The 16687-nt window shown below is 65.4% G+C and carries 12 protein-coding genes and 1 pseudogene; 10 read left to right on the top strand and 3 right to left on the bottom strand.

Going from position 1 to position 16687, the window contains the following annotated elements; all coding sequences use genetic code 11:
* The first annotated feature begins 58 nt into the window (after positions 1–58).
* Positions 59–2140, top strand: coding sequence for a hypothetical protein (locus ACPFMJ_RS03370; RefSeq protein WP_424362457.1), 2082 nt, complete (start codon positions 59–61; stop codon positions 2138–2140).
* Positions 2141–2242: 102 nt separating this feature from the next.
* Here the strand turns inward: ACPFMJ_RS03370 and ACPFMJ_RS03365 are convergent, their stop codons facing one another.
* Positions 2243–3421, bottom strand: coding sequence for a class I SAM-dependent methyltransferase (locus ACPFMJ_RS03365; RefSeq protein ID WP_424362456.1), 1179 nt, complete (start codon positions 3419–3421; stop codon positions 2243–2245).
* Between the two features lie 315 nt (positions 3422–3736).
* On the opposite strand from ACPFMJ_RS03365, the gene ACPFMJ_RS03360 reads away from it, so the two are divergent.
* The 3 genes from ACPFMJ_RS03360 to ACPFMJ_RS03350 all read left to right on the top strand — a co-directional run bounded on the left by ACPFMJ_RS03360 (position 3737) and on the right by ACPFMJ_RS03350 (position 5924).
* Entirely contained in the window at positions 3737–4822 is a 1086-nt protein-coding gene (locus ACPFMJ_RS03360; protein WP_424363783.1) for an anhydro-N-acetylmuramic acid kinase, read from the top strand.
* A gap of 132 nt (positions 4823–4954) precedes the next feature.
* Positions 4955–5485 carry a transposase gene (locus ACPFMJ_RS03355; protein WP_424362455.1) on the top strand — a complete coding sequence of 177 codons (531 nt, stop codon included), beginning with the start codon at positions 4955–4957 and terminating at the stop codon, positions 5483–5485.
* Complete coding sequence (locus tag ACPFMJ_RS03350) at positions 5427–5924, top strand: transposase (RefSeq protein ID WP_424362454.1); 498 nt, start codon at positions 5427–5429, stop codon at positions 5922–5924. Before ACPFMJ_RS03355 ends, ACPFMJ_RS03350 begins: the two co-directional genes overlap by 59 nt.
* A gap of 253 nt (positions 5925–6177) precedes the next feature.
* Here the strand turns inward: ACPFMJ_RS03350 and ACPFMJ_RS03345 are convergent, their stop codons facing one another.
* Positions 6178–8508, bottom strand: coding sequence for a putative bifunctional diguanylate cyclase/phosphodiesterase (locus ACPFMJ_RS03345; RefSeq protein WP_424362453.1), 2331 nt, complete (start codon positions 8506–8508; stop codon positions 6178–6180).
* A gap of 286 nt (positions 8509–8794) precedes the next feature.
* Between ACPFMJ_RS03345 and ACPFMJ_RS03340 the strand changes: the two genes are divergently transcribed.
* On the top strand, positions 8795–9397 hold the full coding sequence (locus ACPFMJ_RS03340) for a redoxin family protein (protein WP_424362452.1): 603 nt from the start codon (positions 8795–8797) through the stop codon (positions 9395–9397).
* Positions 9398–9563: 166 nt separating this feature from the next.
* Here the strand turns inward: ACPFMJ_RS03340 and ACPFMJ_RS03335 are convergent, their stop codons facing one another.
* Positions 9564–10238: an alpha/beta hydrolase gene (locus ACPFMJ_RS03335; RefSeq protein ID WP_424362451.1), complete on the bottom strand. Its 675-nt coding sequence runs from the start codon at positions 10236–10238 to the stop codon at positions 9564–9566.
* Between the two features lie 187 nt (positions 10239–10425).
* On the opposite strand from ACPFMJ_RS03335, the gene ACPFMJ_RS03330 reads away from it, so the two are divergent.
* The 5 genes and pseudogenes from ACPFMJ_RS03330 to sufB all read left to right on the top strand — a co-directional run bounded on the left by ACPFMJ_RS03330 (position 10426) and on the right by sufB (position 16665).
* The gene (locus ACPFMJ_RS03330) at positions 10426–11508 is read left to right on the top strand and encodes a hypothetical protein (RefSeq protein WP_424362450.1); all 1083 of its coding nucleotides are present in this window, start codon (positions 10426–10428) and stop codon (positions 11506–11508) included.
* A 31-nt stretch (positions 11509–11539) separates the two neighbouring features.
* Complete coding sequence (locus ACPFMJ_RS03325; protein WP_424362449.1) at positions 11540–12079, top strand: RNA polymerase sigma factor; 540 nt, start codon at positions 11540–11542, stop codon at positions 12077–12079.
* Complete coding sequence (locus ACPFMJ_RS03320; RefSeq protein ID WP_424362448.1) at positions 12079–14241, top strand: vWA domain-containing protein; 2163 nt, start codon at positions 12079–12081, stop codon at positions 14239–14241. Before ACPFMJ_RS03325 ends, ACPFMJ_RS03320 begins: the two co-directional genes overlap by 1 nt.
* A 278-nt stretch (positions 14242–14519) precedes the next feature.
* On the top strand, positions 14520–15212 hold the full coding sequence (locus tag ACPFMJ_RS03315; protein ID WP_424362447.1) for a cysteine desulfurase family protein: 693 nt from the start codon (positions 14520–14522) through the stop codon (positions 15210–15212).
* Positions 15200–16665 (top strand): annotated as a pseudogene (gene sufB, locus ACPFMJ_RS03310) (Fe-S cluster assembly protein SufB). Before ACPFMJ_RS03315 ends, sufB begins: the two are co-directional and overlap by 13 nt.
* Positions 16666–16687: the final 22 nt, after the last annotated feature.

Here is a 16687-nt window from a genome sequence, read left to right as displayed (position 1 = left end):
ATGAAGGTCACAGTCTGCTCCCTCTCCCGCTTGCGGGGGAGGGTTGGGGAGGGGGCCCATGAGCGATCTCAACCTCACCTTCGCGCCGCTCCTTCCCTGGCCGCTCCTCGCAGCGCTCGCCATCGCGGGCGTCGCCGCGCTCGTCCTCGCCGCCGCCGCGGGCCAGCGGGGGACGGCGCTGCGCGCTTTGGCGCTCGCGCTCGTCCTCGCGGCGCTCACCGATCCGTCGCTCGTCACCGAGAAGCGCGACCCGCAAAAGACGGTCGTCGCCGTCGTTATCGACAAGAGCGAGAGCCAGAATTTCGGCGCCCGAGCGGCGCAAACCGACGAAGCGCGCAAGGCACTCGACGCGGCGCTCGCCAAATTCGGCGACGTCGAGACGCGCTACGTCGCCGTCACCAACGACGCCAGCGGCAATGACGGCACCAAGCTTTTCGGTGCGCTCGAACAGGCTCTGAAGGACGTGCCGCCGGAACGCGTCGGCGGCGTCTTGCTGATTACGGACGGCGTCGTTCACGACATTCCGGCCAAGGCGGAGGCGCTCGGCTTCCGCGCGCCCATTCATGCGCTGATCACCGGCAGGGAGGGCGAACGCGACCGCCGCATCGAGCTCGTCGAGGCGCCGCGCTTCGGCATTGTCGGCAAGGAACAGACGATCCGCGCCCGCATCGTGGACACCGGCGGCGACGGCGCGCGCGCCCCGATCACCGTGAGCCGCGACGGCGAGGAACTGCCGACCTACAGCCCCGTGCCGGGCGACATCGTCAACATCCCGGTGAAGATTACGCATGGCGGCGCCAATATCGTCGAGCTGGAAGTCCCGCCCGCGCCGGGAGAGCTGACGCTCGTCGACAACAAGGCCGTCGTCTCCATCGAAGGCGTGCGCGACCGACTGAAGGTGCTGCTCGTGTCCGGCGAGCCGCATCCGGGCGAGCGCAGCTGGCGCAATCTGCTGCGCGCGGACGCCAATGTCGAGCTGGTGCATTTCACGATCCTGCGGCCGCCGGAGAAACTCGACGTCACGCCCGCGAGCGAACTGTCGCTGATCGCCTTCCCGACGGCCGATCTCTTCGGGCGCAAGATCAACGAATTCGATCTCATCATCTTCGATCGCTATTCGAACCAGACGCTGCTGCCGTCGCAATATTTTCTGAACATCGAGCGCTATGTCGAGAATGGCGGCGCCTTCCTCGCGGCGGTGGGGCCGGATTACGCGACGCTGCGCGGCCTCTATTACTCGCCGCTCGAAAGCATGTTGCCCGCGCGCCCGGAAGGCTCGCTGTTCGAGCAGCCTTTCAAGGCGCGCGTCAGCAAGGACGGCGAAAAGCACCCCGTGACGCGCGGGCTGCCCGGCGCGAAGAGCGATCCGCCGCAATGGGGCGAGTGGTTCCGGCAGGTCGACGCAGATGTGCTCAAGGGCCATTCGATCCTCTCGGGCGCCAAGGACAAGCCGCTGCTCGTGCTCTCGCATGAGGGCAAGGGACGCGTCGCCTTGCTGCTGACGGATCAGATCTGGCTCTGGGCGCGCGGCTTCGACGGCGGCGGCCCGAACGCCGACCTCACGCGACGGCTTGCGCATTGGCTTATGAAGGAGCCCGACCTCGAAGAAGAGGCGCTGCGCGCCAATGCGCGCGGACGCGAGGTCACGGTCGAGCGTCAAACGCTGAAGGACGGGACTGCGCCTGTGACGGCGACCTCGCCCTCCGGCGCGCATCAGGAGATCGCGCTCAAGAACAGCGAGCCGGGCCTGTGGCGCGCTCGCTTCGACGCCAGCGAAATGGGCCTGTGGCGCTTCGAGAGCGACGGCCTGACAGCGCTCGTCAATGTGGGCCCGGCGAATCCGCGCGAGTTCCGCGAGGTGGCGTCCACGACCGAGAAGCTCGCGCCGCTCGCGGAGGCGACGGGCGGCACGGTGCGGCGGCTCAGCAAGAGCAGCGACGCAGTGACCATGCCGCGCATCGTCGAGATGCGCGACGCCAGCCGTTACGGCGGCGCGGACTGGATCGGCGTCCGCCAGACCGGCGCGTCGACGCTGGTGGGCGTCGAGGTGGCGCCGCTGGGCCTCGGGCTTTGGGCGATGATCGCGCTGCTCAGCGTGGTTGTGGCGGCCTGGGCCTGGGAGGGGAGGAGTTCAAGGTGAATCAGTTGAGTTATAGTTAGCTCAGACAAAGGTGGTTTTTGGACAAGAGGAGAAGCGGACGGCCGGCTAACAGAAAAGACGTTCTCGAACTGAAGGCCCGCGCTAGCCCGCTTTTCTCAGCGCCGCCTTCAGGCTGAAGCCCCAATCGCACGCTGCGTCCACCCACTTGAAACCAGCGTCTGCGATCATCGCGTCATATGCATCCAGCGGAAACATCTGTTCATTGACGCCTGCGCGTATCAGGGCCTTCGTGGGCTCGTCATATTCGGTCGCCACGGGCTCGCAGAGCAGGAACAGCAGCCCGTCGGGTTTCAATACCCGCCGGCACTCGCGCATGACGCGGACAGGATCCTCGAAGTGGTGCAGGCTCCGGCAGAAAACGGCGGCGTCCAACGTCGCGGCCTGAATCGGCAGGCTATTGGCGTCGAACCGCGCATGGAGGGTGACCGTATCCCCACCCTTGGCGGAGAGGAGCGCGGCGATGCGCAGCAGGCGGACCGATACGTCGCCATTGATGACTGTCGCCTTCCCGCCATTCGCCCACGCCCATCTGGACAGGGCCGCCATTGTGCCGCCGCCAATCTCCAGCCCCAGGATCGGCTCGGAAGCGGAGTCCAGATGCCGACCGAGAAACTGCGCGGATAAGACATCGTCGAGCGCCTCGCTGAACGGCCTGTCGTCGTCAAAACGCGGCAAGGAAGGAGGCGGGGCGGACGAAAACTCTATCTCGACCGTCTCGCCATCGTCCTCCAGCCAGGAAACGAGTTCCTGCACGGGGACGACTTTCAAAGAGAGTCGCTTGTATTCCGAGGGCGCTTCGACCTGGACATGCGCGGTGATCGCCTGCCCGGGTTTGACATCCACTGGCAAGTGGGTGCGGCGGCCTTCGAAAGCGACTGCTTTTCCGGCCGCGTCGAGCCAGTGATAGGAGAGATAGACGGGATGTTCCCCGTGAGAGGCGACCGGAAACGCGCTCTCGTTCCTGACGCGCACGGCCAGCATCTGAACGCCGCCCGCCTGCATCTTCCCGGTCGCATAAATCTTCTGCACCTTCAGGCGCGGCCGGACGTTCGAAAACGCGAAACGGTCGAGGAAGATCTCTTCCTCCGAGTCGAAAAAGGCGTTGCCAGTTGGGGGCAGGGGCTCAAACAGTTTCGACGCGCGCAAATCTTCCTCGCTGAGGCCCAGACGTTCGGCAAGGGCCGAGATGATTTCGGCTTCTCCCGCAGGATCGCGGGGAAGCGCCTCTCCGGTGGGCGCCGCGACCAACAAGTCGAGCACGCCATGTTCCACTCGGAACTCATGGCCGGAGTCGCAAAGGAGAATTCCGTCGGCGCCACGCCTGAGATCGGCCGGGCATCGTGGGCAGGCCAGGACTTTGGCGTCAACCGCCCGATTCAAAGCGCTTTCCGAACTCAATCTTGATGTTCCTTCCCCCGGAGAGGCGGCATCATGCCGGCATCGGCTCCGCCGTGCAAAGGTTCACATCAATTTACGGATGGTCGGCGCGGCAATTCGTGCGGTCCGATAATTCGCGTAATCTGCGTCCATTGCTCCGGGAGATTCGCCTTGCCCACCTACCGCGCCATCGGCCTCATGTCCGGCACGTCCATGGACGGCGTCGACGTCGCGCTTCTCGAGACGGATGGCGATGCGGCAGTCGCCTTCGGGCCGACGGGTTTTTGCCCCTATAGCGACGCCGACCGCGCGCTGTTGCGCAATGCGCTCGCCGAGGCCGCGACCATGGAGGATCGCGACGCGCGGCCGGGCGTGCTCGCTTTCGCCGAGCGCATGGTGACGGACCGGCACGCCGAGGCGGTCGAGGGTTTCCTGCGGGACAACGCCATTGAACCGGGCTCGATCAATGTCGTCGGCTTTCACGGCCAGACAGTGCTGCATCGGCCCCGGCAAAAGCTCACCATCCAGATCGGCGACGGGCAGGGGCTCGCGAACCGGCTCGGGATCGACGTCGCCTACGATTTCCGCGCGGCGGACATTGCGGCGGGCGGAGAGGGCGCGCCGATCGTGCCGGTGTTTCACCGCGCGCTGGTCATGGCGGGCGGCATGAAGGGCGAGGTGGCGCTGCTCAATATTGGCGGCGTCGCCAACGTCACCTATGTGGCCGACGGCGAGCAGCCGGTCGCCTGCGACACCGGCCCCGGCAATGCGCTGATCGACGATCTCATGCTCCAGCGCACCGGCGCGCCGATCGACCGGCATGGACACATGGCCGCGCGCGGGCGCGTCAACGAGGCGGCGCTGCTGCGGATGCTGGCGCATCCCTTCTTCGATCAACCGCCGCCCAAATCGCTCGACCGCAACGCCTTCGCGCTCGACCCGGTCGCCAAGCTCTCGACGGAGGACGCCGCCGCGACGCTCACCGCCTTCACGGCGGCGTCGGTTCTGCGGCTGATCCCGCATCTGCCGAACCAGCCGCAATTGCTCATCGTCTGCGGCGGCGGCGCGCGCAACCCGATCCTCGTGCGCGAGCTCGTGATGCGTCTGCCCTGCAAGGTCACGACGGCCGATGCGGTGGGATGGTCCGCTGACTCGATGGAGGCGCAGGCCTTCGCCTATCTCGCCGCGCGCGTGATCGAGGGTCTGCCGCTCACCTTCCCGACGACCACCGGCGCGCCCGAGCCGCTGCCGGGCGGGCGGTTGGCGCGTGCAGGCGCCGCCTGAGCTTCAATCGGCAGTCAAACTTCCGAGGCGGCCTCGTCCTTCGAGACGCGAGCTTCGCTCGCTCCTCAGGATGGAGACCTTTGCACGAAACGTTTCGGCGTGATTCACTCCCGGCAGAGCGGGAGGATGATCATGCCGAAGCGCCGGGTGGGCCAGCTTGATTTTGTCGATGGGTTGGTTGCCCAGCGCCCTCAATCCCGGCCTTCGGCTCTGATGGAGATCGCGCGCCTCGTCGATTGGGCGCCCTTCGAGAAGCTGCTCGGGGCGATTCCGGTCGCGGCGAGGGGCGAGCCCTCCTATCCGGCGCTCGTCATGTTCAAGGCGCTGCTCCTTCAGCGATGGCATGGCCTTTCCGATCCGGAAATGGAGACGGCGCTGGCGGATCGCCTGAGCTTCATGGCGTTCGCCGGCCTCGCGCTCGGCGATCCGACGCCGGATCATTCGACCATCTGGCGTTTCCGCGAGAAGCTTGGGAGCCATGATCTGCTCGACCCGTTGCTGGCGGAGGCCAATCGCCAGATCGAGGCGACGGGGCTCATGGTCAAGCAAGGCACGCTGATCGACGCGACGCTGGTGACGAGCGCCGCCAGACGCCCGCGCATGGATGAAGGAAAGACAAGTTCGACCGACAAACAAGGAGGCGCGGTTCGGCACGACCAATGAACGCGGCCGTTTCGCCTTCGGCTACAAGATGCATGTGGCGGTCGACGCCGGCTCCGGCCTCGTGCGCGACATGAGGCTGACGCCGGCCAATGTGCAGGACGTCTCGGTCGCGCCGCAACTTCTCGATCAGGCGGCGGGGACCGTCTATGCGGATCGCGGCTATGACAGCGACGGACTGCGGTCGGAGCTTGCGCGGCGGGAACTGGGCGACGGCCTCATGCGCCGCAAGCGCGGCCGGCCCCTGACGGAAGCGGACGTCGCGCGCAATCATGAGCTGTCGCTGGTTCGCCGCGCGGTCGAAAGCCTATTCGGCACGATGAAGCGAACTTATCGGCTCGGCCGCATGCGCGCCTTTTCGCAATTACGCAACGCCGCCGATCTCACGCTCTTCTGCCTCGCCTTCAATCTACGTCGCTGGCGCGTCCTCGCGGCGCAGTGAAGGCAAGGCGGACGCCCCGGGGAGCGTCCGCCCAGCGCTGGTCTGTCCAGGCGAAGCATCCCCGCCGCCCAAACCGACAGATCCAACAGCGGCCCACGGGCACGTTAAACCCGTCTCGCGCAGACACCCGCTTCCGTGCAAAGGTCTCCAGGATGAGGCCTAGGTGATCTCCAGAGCTTCAGAAGCCCCTCATGCTTAGGAGCTTGCGGAGCAGGCGTCTCGAAGCACGAGGGGCGTCACCGGTGGTGCGCATTCAAGCCGCGACGCTCACCTGTTTGTTCTGAGACGCCGTCGCCAGCATCGCCGGCACCTGATCCGCCGGCACGGGCCGGCTGAAGAGATAGCCCTGCAACTGATGGCAGCCCTGCGCGAGCAGCGCGCGGGACTGGTCTTCGGTCTCGACGCCCTCGGCGATCGTTGCGACGCCCATAGTGGTCGCGATGTCCACGATGGCGCGCACGATCGACATGTCACGCTCGTCGTCGGGCAGGTTGTGCACGAAGCTCTGGTCGATCTTGATCTTGTGGAAGGCGATGCGGCGCAGATAGCTCAGGCTCGAATAGCCGGTGCCGAAATCGTCGAGCGAGAGGCGCACGCCGAGTTCGGCGAGGCGATGCAGGATCTTCTGCGTCGCGGGCGTCGATTCGAGGAAGGCCGACTCTGTGAGCTCCAGCTCGAGCCGATGCGGCGGCAGCCCGTGCCTTTCGAGCGCGTCCGCAACGATTTGCGGCAGATCGGAATGACGGAACTGGATCGGCGAGATATTGACCGCGACGGGAACGGGCGCTGGCCAGGTGGCGGCGACGCGGCACGCTTCCTCGATGACCCACTCGCCCAGCGAGGAGATGGCGCCGATTTCTTCCGCGATCGGAATGAACTCGCCGGGGGAGACGAAGCCCCTCTCGGGATGGTTCCAGCGCACCAGCGCTTCGAAGCCCTGGATTTTCTTGGTCGCGGCGTTCACGAGCGGCTGGAAGTAGAGCAGGAAATCGCCGCGCTCGAGCGCGACCTGCAGATCGGCGCCAATCGCGCGACGAGCGATGATCTCCTCGTCCATGTCCGCCTGATAAAAGCGATAGGCGTTCTTGCCCGTACGCTTGGCCTGATAGAGCGCGAGGTCGGCGCGGCGCATCAGTTCCTGCACCCCGTCCTGCGGGGCGACGGCGACGCCGATGCTCACCCCGATATTCACAAGCGCATCGTTGATTGGGAAGGGCACGCCCAGCTCCGCGACAATCGCCGCGCAGGTGGTGGTGAGTTTCTCGCGGTCACAGGCCTGCGCGCCCGAGAGCAGCACGGCGTATTCGTCTCCCGCGAGGCGCGCGACGACGGCCTTCGGCCCGAGAAGTTTGGTCAGGCGCTGGGCGACGCCCTGCAAGAGCTTGTCGCCGGCGCCGTGGCCCAGCGTGTCGTTGACGCTCTTGAATTCATCGAGATCGAGGCAGAGCGCGGCGAAAGGCGCACCCTTTGCGTAGAGATCTACGGCGGCCTTGCTCAGCCGCTGCTGGAAGCAGACGCGGTTGGGCAGGCTGGTGAGCGCGTCGTGATGCACGAGGAAGGAAAGGCGGTCTTCGGCCTGCTTCTTGATCGTGATGTCGGCGCCGACGCCCCGATAGCCCGAGAAGCGCGAATTGCCGACGACGATCGGCTTGCCGCTGACCAGCCACCAGCGGCGCTCGCCCTCGATCGAGACCGGAAGCAGAACGTCGCGAAAGGCGCGGCGCGCCGCCACCGCCTCGCATAGCCGCGCAAAAGCCTCGGCGCCGTCCTCGCCTTCGGGCGTGAAAAGCTCCGTGATCGGCATGTTCTTGAGCAGGCGCTTCTCGCGCGCGGCGACCTGGGAGAGCCGGTCCGACACGTGCCGCAGGCGCATATCGTCGTCCGTCTCCCAGAGCCAATCGTTCGCGCTCTCTTCGAAGTCGTTGAGAAGCAGATTGGTCAGCGCCTGTTCTCGCTCCAGATTGACCTGCGCCGCCACGCGCTTGTGCACCAGCGCGCTAAGGAACAGCGTGAGGAAGGACATGAACAGCGCGTAGAAGACTTCGAGAACGGCTACATAAATGCTGAAGATCTCGCCCGTCGCCGCGAGGGTCACGAAAGACTGCGAGACGACCGGCACGATATAGGTGATCGCCAACGCCGGCATGAAGGAAATGGTGATGCAATTGCCGATGGCCCCGGCCACCGCCGCCGCGATGAGCAACCTCACGCGGTCGTCGCCTTCGAGATAGATCATCGGCGAGATGCTGCCGATGATGACGCCATAGAGAAAGGCGACCGCGCGAATTTTGAGGACTTCCCCCGAGGCGAGCCCGTCCGGGCGCCGGCGTTCGCGCCAACGCTTGCAATAGGTGAGGCTTACGGCGGCGAGAACGACCGCGCTGAAGGCCAGGGCCGACAGGTAAAGCTCCTTGCCCGGCGCCCAGAAGAGCCAGCTCAGAAAGATGAGGCCGAGCGTGACCAGCCCGATCGAGAGCGGCGCCAGACGCAGCGCCATGTCCAATTGCTCGACGCGTACAAGTTGGATCAGGTCTTCGTCCACAGAGTCGGGATCGGCCGGGTGGACGTTCTCGAGCAAGGCCATGCGCGGTAGTTTCCGAAGTAGAATTGTCACGCTCTAAACTGCTCAAAAGGCATGAAGAAATTGCTTCGTTAAACGCCGACGTTCGCGCTTAGCGCGCATAATCCCGGGAGGAACGGTTCTGGGTGGGGCGAGTCCCCGAGGCCCGGCCTTGGTATACAGCAAGCAAAGCGCGGACTTATCTATCATCTGCGCTCGACCGAGGATTGTATCGGCGCGGATGACGGTTCATTCACCAGTTTCAAAGTAATCCTATCCGGTCGCCTTCGTGCAGACCGGGGTGAGGGCAATGAGCATTAATTCCGATGCGTCGGGCGAAAATACAGAGTGGTTCGCGTCGCGCCGAAGCCTGATTTTCGGCGCCATGGGCATGGCCGGGCTGGGCGCGGGGGCCGCAGTCGTCGAGCATGTCTGGAGAAAGAAGGACATTGGCGCGCGGCTCTTCAACCCGTTTTCGATCGAAAATTTCGATCTGCCGCCGGTGCCAGGATTGCTGAACGCGAAGGGCGAGCCCATGCCGGGCTTCTCCAGCGCCGATCTTGCCGGGAAGCGTTCGCTTCTCGTCGTCTGGGCGTCGTGGTGCCCGACCTGCCGCGAAGAGCACAAGCACATCGTCGCGCTCGCCAAGCGGAACCTTGCGCCAATCTACGGCGCGGACGTGAAGGATCCGCCGACGAAAGCGAAGTTCTTTCTCGCCAAATACGGCAATCCCTTCGTCGCCATAGGAATGGACGAGAACACCTATCTCCAGCGCGCGCTCGGCGCGAAAGGCGTGCCGGCGACTTTCGTCGTCGGGCCGGGACCTGTGGTCGAGTGGTCGACCTATGAGGGGCTGGACGAAGAGACGATCGAAAAGGAAATCGTGCCGCGTCTGAAGGCGAAGGCGGCGTGAAGAGAGCCCAGGGCGGCCCCCTGCTCGAGACGCGAGCTTCGATCGCTCTCCAGCATGAGGCCTAAGCGGCCGCCCAACGAAAAAAGCCCCTCATGTTGAAGAGCCCGCAAAGCAGGCGTCTCGAAGCAGGAGGGGCTTTTTTGCAGCGGATTGTGGGTGACGAACCTCAGTCGCCCCGCGCGGGAATGGCGATGCGCGGCGGGTTGCCGAGGCGCTTGTCGAGATAGGCGTCGACATGCGCGATCAACGGCTCGACCTTGTTCTCGAAGAAGTGGTTCGCGCCCTCGACCACGGCGTGCTCGATGACGATTCCCTTCTGCGTCTTCAGCTTCTCGATCAGCCCCGTGACTTCCTTCAGCGGCGCCACGCGATCCTGATCGCCATGGATGAAGAGGCCGGAGGACGGGCAGGGGGCGAGGAACGAGAAATCGAAGCGGTTGGCCGGCGGGGCCACCGAGACGAAGCCCTCGATCTCCGGCCGGCGCATGAGAAGCTGCATGCCGATCCAGGAGCCGAAGGAGACGCCCGCGATCCAGCAGGCGCGCGCTTCCGGGTTCACCGCCTGCGCCCAGTCGAGCGCGGCGGCGGCGTCCGAGAGTTCGCCCGAGCCATGGTCGAAGGAGCCCTGTGAGCGACCGACGCCGCGGAAATTGAACCGCAGCACCGAAAAGCCGCGTTCGGCAAAAGCATAATAGAGGTGGTACACGATCTGATTGTTCATCGTCCCGCCGAATTGCGGATGCGGATGCAGGATGATGGCGATCGGCGCGCCGCGCGTGGCGGACTGATGGAATCGGCCTTCGAGCCTGCCGGCCGGGCCGGTGAAGATGACTTCGGGCATAGGATTTCCCTGTGGAAACGGGGTAGAGCGCCTTCTACCACGCTTGACCGAGTGAATTGCAAGGGAATTCGGCATAGCGCAGCCGCGCCTGTTTGTAGTGCCGCATCTCGCGCCGAGATGCGCTCATGCTTACATCCCCATAATGTTGGCATCTCACGCACGAGCCCGCGTTCCACTCTTTATCGCCTTGGCCGCGCTCCTCCTCTGGCTTGCCGCCCGGAGCGTCGCGCCCGCGCTCGACGGCTTGCATCTTGCGGGGGCAAAGGACGACCCCGTCGCGCTGGCGGGCGCGCGGCTCGACCAAACCCTCTCGCCGTCGCGCTTTTCGCTGGAACTCGACGCCGCGCTGAAGGCTGGCGACGAAGGCCTCGCCAGAAGCTTCATCGAGCTCGGCCGCCCGCGCGGGCTTGCGCCGACGTCTGAACAAGAGGCCCGGCTCGCGGTGCTTCACGCCAAGGCGGACGAGAAGGCGGTCGAGGATTTTACGGAAGGCTTTCTCCACGGCGCCCGCGACAATGGCGCGGCCCTGGCCGGGGCGCTGGTCGGCGATCTGACTGGTTATGGCGATCTTCGCGATCTCTGGAACGAGGGCGAGAAGCTCAAGCGCGGAGAGGAGCCGGACCAGCTCGTCGTCGGGCTCGCGGCGGCGGGGCTGGCGCTCTCCGCCGTCACTTGGTCGAGCGTCGGGGCGATGCTTCCGGCGCGGTCGGGATTGACCATCGTCAAGGGCGCGCAGAAGGCAGGGCGGCTTTCGCGCCCGCTCGCCAAGGCGCTCGGCGCCTCCGCGGCCAAGGCCGTCGATCGCGAGGCGCTGGCGGCTGGCGTTTCGGCGGCTGCGAAGCTCGATGTCGCTGCGGCTCGCGTGGCGGCGGCGAAAGTCGTGCGCCCCGGCGCGCTAGCGACCTTCCGCGCGCTCGGCGAGGACGCCGCCACGCTCTACCGCCGGGCGGGCGCGCGTGGAACGCGGGACGCTCTGGCGATTGCGGAAGACGGCGCGGAGTTGCGCAAGGCGGCTCGGCTGGCCTCGGCGAGAGGCGGGGCGACGCGGGCGATTTTCGCGACGCTTGGGCGCGGGGCGCTGGTTTTCGGCGGCCTTGCGGCTGCGGCGGTGGAGGCTGTTTTTGTGTTTCTCGGCGCGCTGATTGGTCTTGCAATGCTGGCGCAGCGCTTTGGCTTTTGGCTCGGACGGCGCCGTTTTTTTCGGCGTGGAGGGAGCGCCGATAAAATAATGGGTTCACGCCCCAAGAAAATCCCAACTCCTGCCGTCTAACCTTGCAAGGGGCTGAACATCCGGGGGCGGCTTGGCGAGCCAGGACACCGACAGCGAATTGGCGCAGCGCGCGGCGGCAGGCGATCGCGGGGCTTTCGCGGCCCTGGCCGAGCGCCATTACGACCGCGTGCATGCGCTCGCCTGGCGCTGGTCGGGCGCGCGCGCCGAGGCCGAGGACATCGCACAGGATACGATGGTGAAGATGGCGGGGGCGATCAGGGCTTTCAGGGGAGAGTCGGCATTCGCGACCTGGCTCTTCCGCATCGCCTACACGACCGCCGTGGATCACATCCGCGCAAGAAGCAAAGTGGTCGCCTTCTCGCCCGCGCAGATGGCGGAGCTGAGCGAGCGCGCCGATTGCGAGACGCCGGAGGACGCCGCGATGAATGACGAACTCTGGCGCGCCGTGCGCCGCCTCCCGGAACAGCAGCGCGACGCGGTGCTCCTCGTTTATGGCGAGGACATGTCGCATGGCGAGGCGGCGACGCTCATGGGCTGTTCGGAGAAGACCGTGTCCTGGCATCTGCACGAAGCGCGCAAGCGGCTGAAGATTTCGCTGGAGGCGGTGTGATGACCGAGCCCGACTTCACGCGCCTGAAAGGCGTCCCGTCGCCCCGCGACGCGGCGAAGCGCGCGGCGCTCGCGGCCGCCATGGCCGCTTTCGATGACCCGGAGAAAAAAAGCGAGAGCGAGACCCAAGGAACCGACGCACCCGTCCGTCTGAGAGACGCATCGTCTCGAACGGAAGGGAAAAAGACCATGCGCGTTTCTCAGTTCAATTACGGCCTCGCAGCCTCCATCGCCGCGCTGATGATCGCCGCGCCGGCGGCGTTTTATCTCTCGAAATTCAATGCGCCGGGTGGCGGGAGTTCGCTCTCCGTCTCCAGCAACGGCGCGGACGAAGGAAATGCTTCCGCAGGCTCTGCTCCCGCGCCGTCTTTGCGTGAGGAAAGCAAGCAGGATGCGGTCGTCGCTGCACAAGCGCCTGCCGCTCCGGCCCCGGCGCCGGGCGTGAATGATCATTGGGGAACTGTGAGAGGAAGGCTGGGCTTAGCGCCGCCGCAGATAGGCGGCCCGGTCGGCGGGGGACAGGTCGGTTCCGCCGCGAATGCGCCTGCTTCTCCCGCGAGGCCAGCAAAGATGGCGCGGCAGGAGGACAAGAAAGCGGAGCGGGTCGCGAATGTCGCCATGCCCGCCTCCGCGCCGCCGCTCGCCAAATCGAAAGAGGCGGCGCGGATGGGCGCCAACGGCCTCATGACGCGCGCGCCCGCTCTGCAGGATTCGGCGGACATGTTGCCGCCCGTCGCCGAAAAGGAGTTCCGCGACAAGTTCGACTCGAAGGACATCAATCCCGTCAAGCAAGTCGCGCAGGAGCCGGTCTCGACCTTCTCCATCGACGTCGACACCGCGTCCTATGCCTTCGCGCGCCGCATGATCAACGGCGGGCAATTGCCGCCGAAGGACGCCGTGCGGGTCGAGGAGTTCATCAACTATTTCCCCTACAACTACCCGCAGCCCGAGAGCGCGGACGCTCCCTTCAAGCCGACGATCACCGTCGCGCCGTCGCCCTGGAACGCGCATAACAGGCTCGTGCATGTCGCCGTGCAAGGCTATGCGCTGCAAAGCGCCCAGCGGCCGCGGGCCAATCTTGTGTTCCTCGTTGACGTCTCCGGCTCCATGTCGTCGGAGGACAAGCTGCCGCTCGTGAAGAACGCGCTGCGCATGCTGGTCGACGAGCTGAAGCCCGAGGATACGGTGGCGCTCGTCACTTACGCGTCAGGTTCAGGCGTCGCCCTGGAGCCGACGAAGATCGCCGACAAGGGCAAGATCATCGCGGCCATCGACGCCCTCGGCGCAGGCGGCTCGACGGCTGGCGCGCAAGGGATTCAGGACGCCTATCGTCTGGCGGAGGAGAATTTCGACAAGGCCGCCGTCAATCGCGTGATCCTCTCCACGGATGGCGACTTCAATGTTGGCGTGACGGATCAGGGCGAACTGAAGGGCCTGATCGAACGCAAGCGCGACAAGGGGATCTTCCTCTCCATCCTGGGCGTCGGGCAGGGGAATTACAACGACGCGCTGATGCAGACGCTCGCCCAGAACGGCAATGGGACTGCGGCCTATGTCGACAATCTCAACGAGGCGCGAAAGGTGCTGGTCGAGGAGGCGTCGTCCACGCTCTTTCCCATCGCCAAGGACGTAAAGATCCAGGTCGAATGGAACCCCGCGCGCGTCTCGGAATATCGGCTGATCGGCTATGAGACCCGCGCGCTGCGCCGCGAGGATTTCAACAACGACAAGGTCGATGCGGGCGATGTCGGCTCGGGCCATCGGGTGACGGCGATCTACGAGATCACGCCTGCGGGCGAAAAGCAGCTCGTCGACGACCTGCGTTACGGCAAGAAGACCGCCGAAGCCGCTGGCGGGGCGGATGGGGAACTGGGCTTCTTCAAGCTGCGCTACAAGCTGCCCAAGGAAGACGAGTCGAAGCTACTCTCGGCGCCGATCGGCGGGGCGCAGGCGGTGGAGAAGCTCGCGGCTGCGACGGATGACGTGCGCTTTTCGATCGCGGTCGCGGCCTTCGGGCAGTTGCTGAAGGGCGCGCCTTACCTTGGCAAATACGACTATGACGACGTGATCGCGCTGGCCAAGGGCGCGAAGGGGGACGACCCGTTCGGCTATCGCGCCGAGTTCGTGAACCTGGCTCGACTGGCGAAGACCGCGCGGCCTTAAAACCAGACAACTGACAGAATAGGGATGGCGCCCCTCGCGCTTCGAGACCCTGTTGCGATCTCGGGCTTGCCCGAGATCGCCCTTCAAGTGCTCAAGTCGGGCAAGCCCGACTTGAGAAGGCTCCTCGGCATGAGGGGCTTCTTCTTTCTCCGTCCAACACTTAGGCCTCATCCTGAGGGCGAGCGAAGCTTGCGTCTCGAAGGACGGGGCCGCCTCGGGAATTTGTCAGCAGTCTAAACCCTCTCCCCGCAAGCGGGGAGAGGGAGTAAATCTGCCTCATGTCAAAATCCCGCATCTATCTCGACCACAACGCCACATCACCGCTGCGTCCGGAGGCGCGGGCGGCGATGCTCGCCGCCATGGAGGCGCCGGGGAACGCCTCCTCGGTCCACGCCGAGGGGCGGGCGGCCAAGGCGATTCTGGAGCAGGCGCGGGCGACCATCGCGCGCGGGCTGGGGACAGCGGCGCGCAACGTCGTCTTCACCAGCGGCGCGACCGAGGCGGCGAATCTCGTCCTGACGCCGATGCTGCAACGCGGCAAGGAAACGGCGCCGATGGAGGTCTTGCTGATCGGCGCGGGGGAGCATCCGGCGGTTCTCGCCGGCCATCGATTCCCCTCCGGGGCGGTCGAGCGCGTGGCGTTGACGCCCGAGGGCGCGCTGTCGCTCCCGGCGCTGGATTCGGCGCTGGCGCGTCATGCCGGCAAGCGCATCGTGCTCGCGCTGCAGGCCGTAAATAACGAGACGGGCGTGATTCAGCCTGTGCGGGAGGCGGCGGAGCGGGTCCATGCGGCCGGCGGCCTCCTCGTCTGCGACGCCACCCAGGCGATTGGCCGAATCGAGACGACATTCCAAACAAGCGGCGCGGATTTTTTGTTCTTTTCCTCACACAAGCTTGGGGGGCCATTGGGGTCCGGGGCGCTTGCCGCAGCGCAAGATGTGACGAGGAGACGAAAAAGATGGCGGCTCTGAAGGAGACCGTGGACGTCGTCGAGTCGATAGACGTCGACGCCTATAAATACGGCTTCGTCACCGATATTGAGTCGGAGAAGGCGCCGAAAGGGCTGTCGGAAGAGATCGTCCGGTTTATTTCGGCGAAGAAGAACGAGCCGGAGTGGCTGACGGAGTGGCGTCTTGCGGCCTATCGCCGCTGGCTGACGATGGATGAGCCGCGCTGGGCGCGCGTCGAGCATCCGCCGATCGACTACCAGGATCTCTATTATTACTCGGCGCCGAAGTCGTCGCCGGGTCCGGCGACGCTCGAGGAGGTCGATCCCGAGCTGCTGCGCACTTATGAGAAGCTCGGCATTCCCTTGCGCGAGCAGGAGATTCTCGCGGGCGTCGAGACGCGCAAGGTCGCGGTCGACGCGGTCTTCGACAGCGTATCGGTGGCGACGACCTTCAAGGAGGAGCTGGCGAAGGCGGGGGTGATCTTCTGCCCGATCTCGGAGGCGGTGCGCGAGCATCCCGAGCTGGTGAAGAAATATCTCGGCTCGGTCGTGCCGGTCACCGACAATTTCTTCGCGACGCTCAACTCCGCCGTCTTTCGGACGGCTCCTTCGTCTATGTGCCGAAGGGCGTGCGCTGCCCGATGGAGCTGTCGACCTATTTCCGCATCAATGAGAAGAACACCGGGGCAGTTCGAGCGCACGCTGATCATCGCGGACGAAGGCTCCTATGTGAGCTATCTCGAAGGCTGCACGGCGCCCAAGCGCGACGAGAACCAGCTGCACGCGGCGGTCGTCGAGCTCGTCGCGCTGGACGACGCCGAGATCAAATATTCGACGGTGCAGAACTGGTATCCCGGCGACAGCGAGGGCAAGGGCGGCATCTATAATTTCGTGACGAAGCGCGGCGATTGCCGCGGCAAGAACTCGCATATCAGCTGGACGCAGGTGGAGACCGGCTCGGCGATCACGTGGAAATATCCGTCCTGCATGCTGCGCGGCGATGGCTCGCAGGGCGAGTTCTACTCGATCGCGGTGTCGAACGGTACCAGCAGGTCGACAGCGGCACGAAGATGATCCACCTGGGGAAGAACACCAAGAGCCGGGTCATCTCCAAGGGCATATCGGCGGGGCGCTCGCAGAACACCTATCGCGGGCAGATCTCGGCGCATCGCAAGGCCGAAGGCGCGCGCAACTTCACCAATTGCGACAGCCTGCTGATCGGCGATCTGCGGCGCGCACACCGTTCCCTATATCGAAAGCAAGAACCCCAGCGCGCAATCGAGCACGAGGCGACGACCTCGAAGATCAGCGAGGATCAGCTTTTCTACGCCATGCAGCGCGGGCTGTCGGCGGAAGAAGCGACGGCGCTGATCGTCAACGGCTTTGTGCGCGACGTGCTGCAGCAGCTGCCGATGGAGTTCGCGGTCGAGGCGCAAAAGCTGATCTCGATCTCGCTCGAAGGAAGCGTTGGGTGAGGCTCTCGCCTGCACCGTAAGG

This window comes from Methylocystis parvus, from assembly GCF_049675845.1.
Taxonomy (GTDB): domain Bacteria; phylum Pseudomonadota; class Alphaproteobacteria; order Rhizobiales; family Beijerinckiaceae; genus Methylocystis; species Methylocystis parvus_A.
The sequence above is the reverse complement of the archived record's forward strand: the minus strand, read 5'-3'. Positions and strand labels throughout refer to the sequence as shown.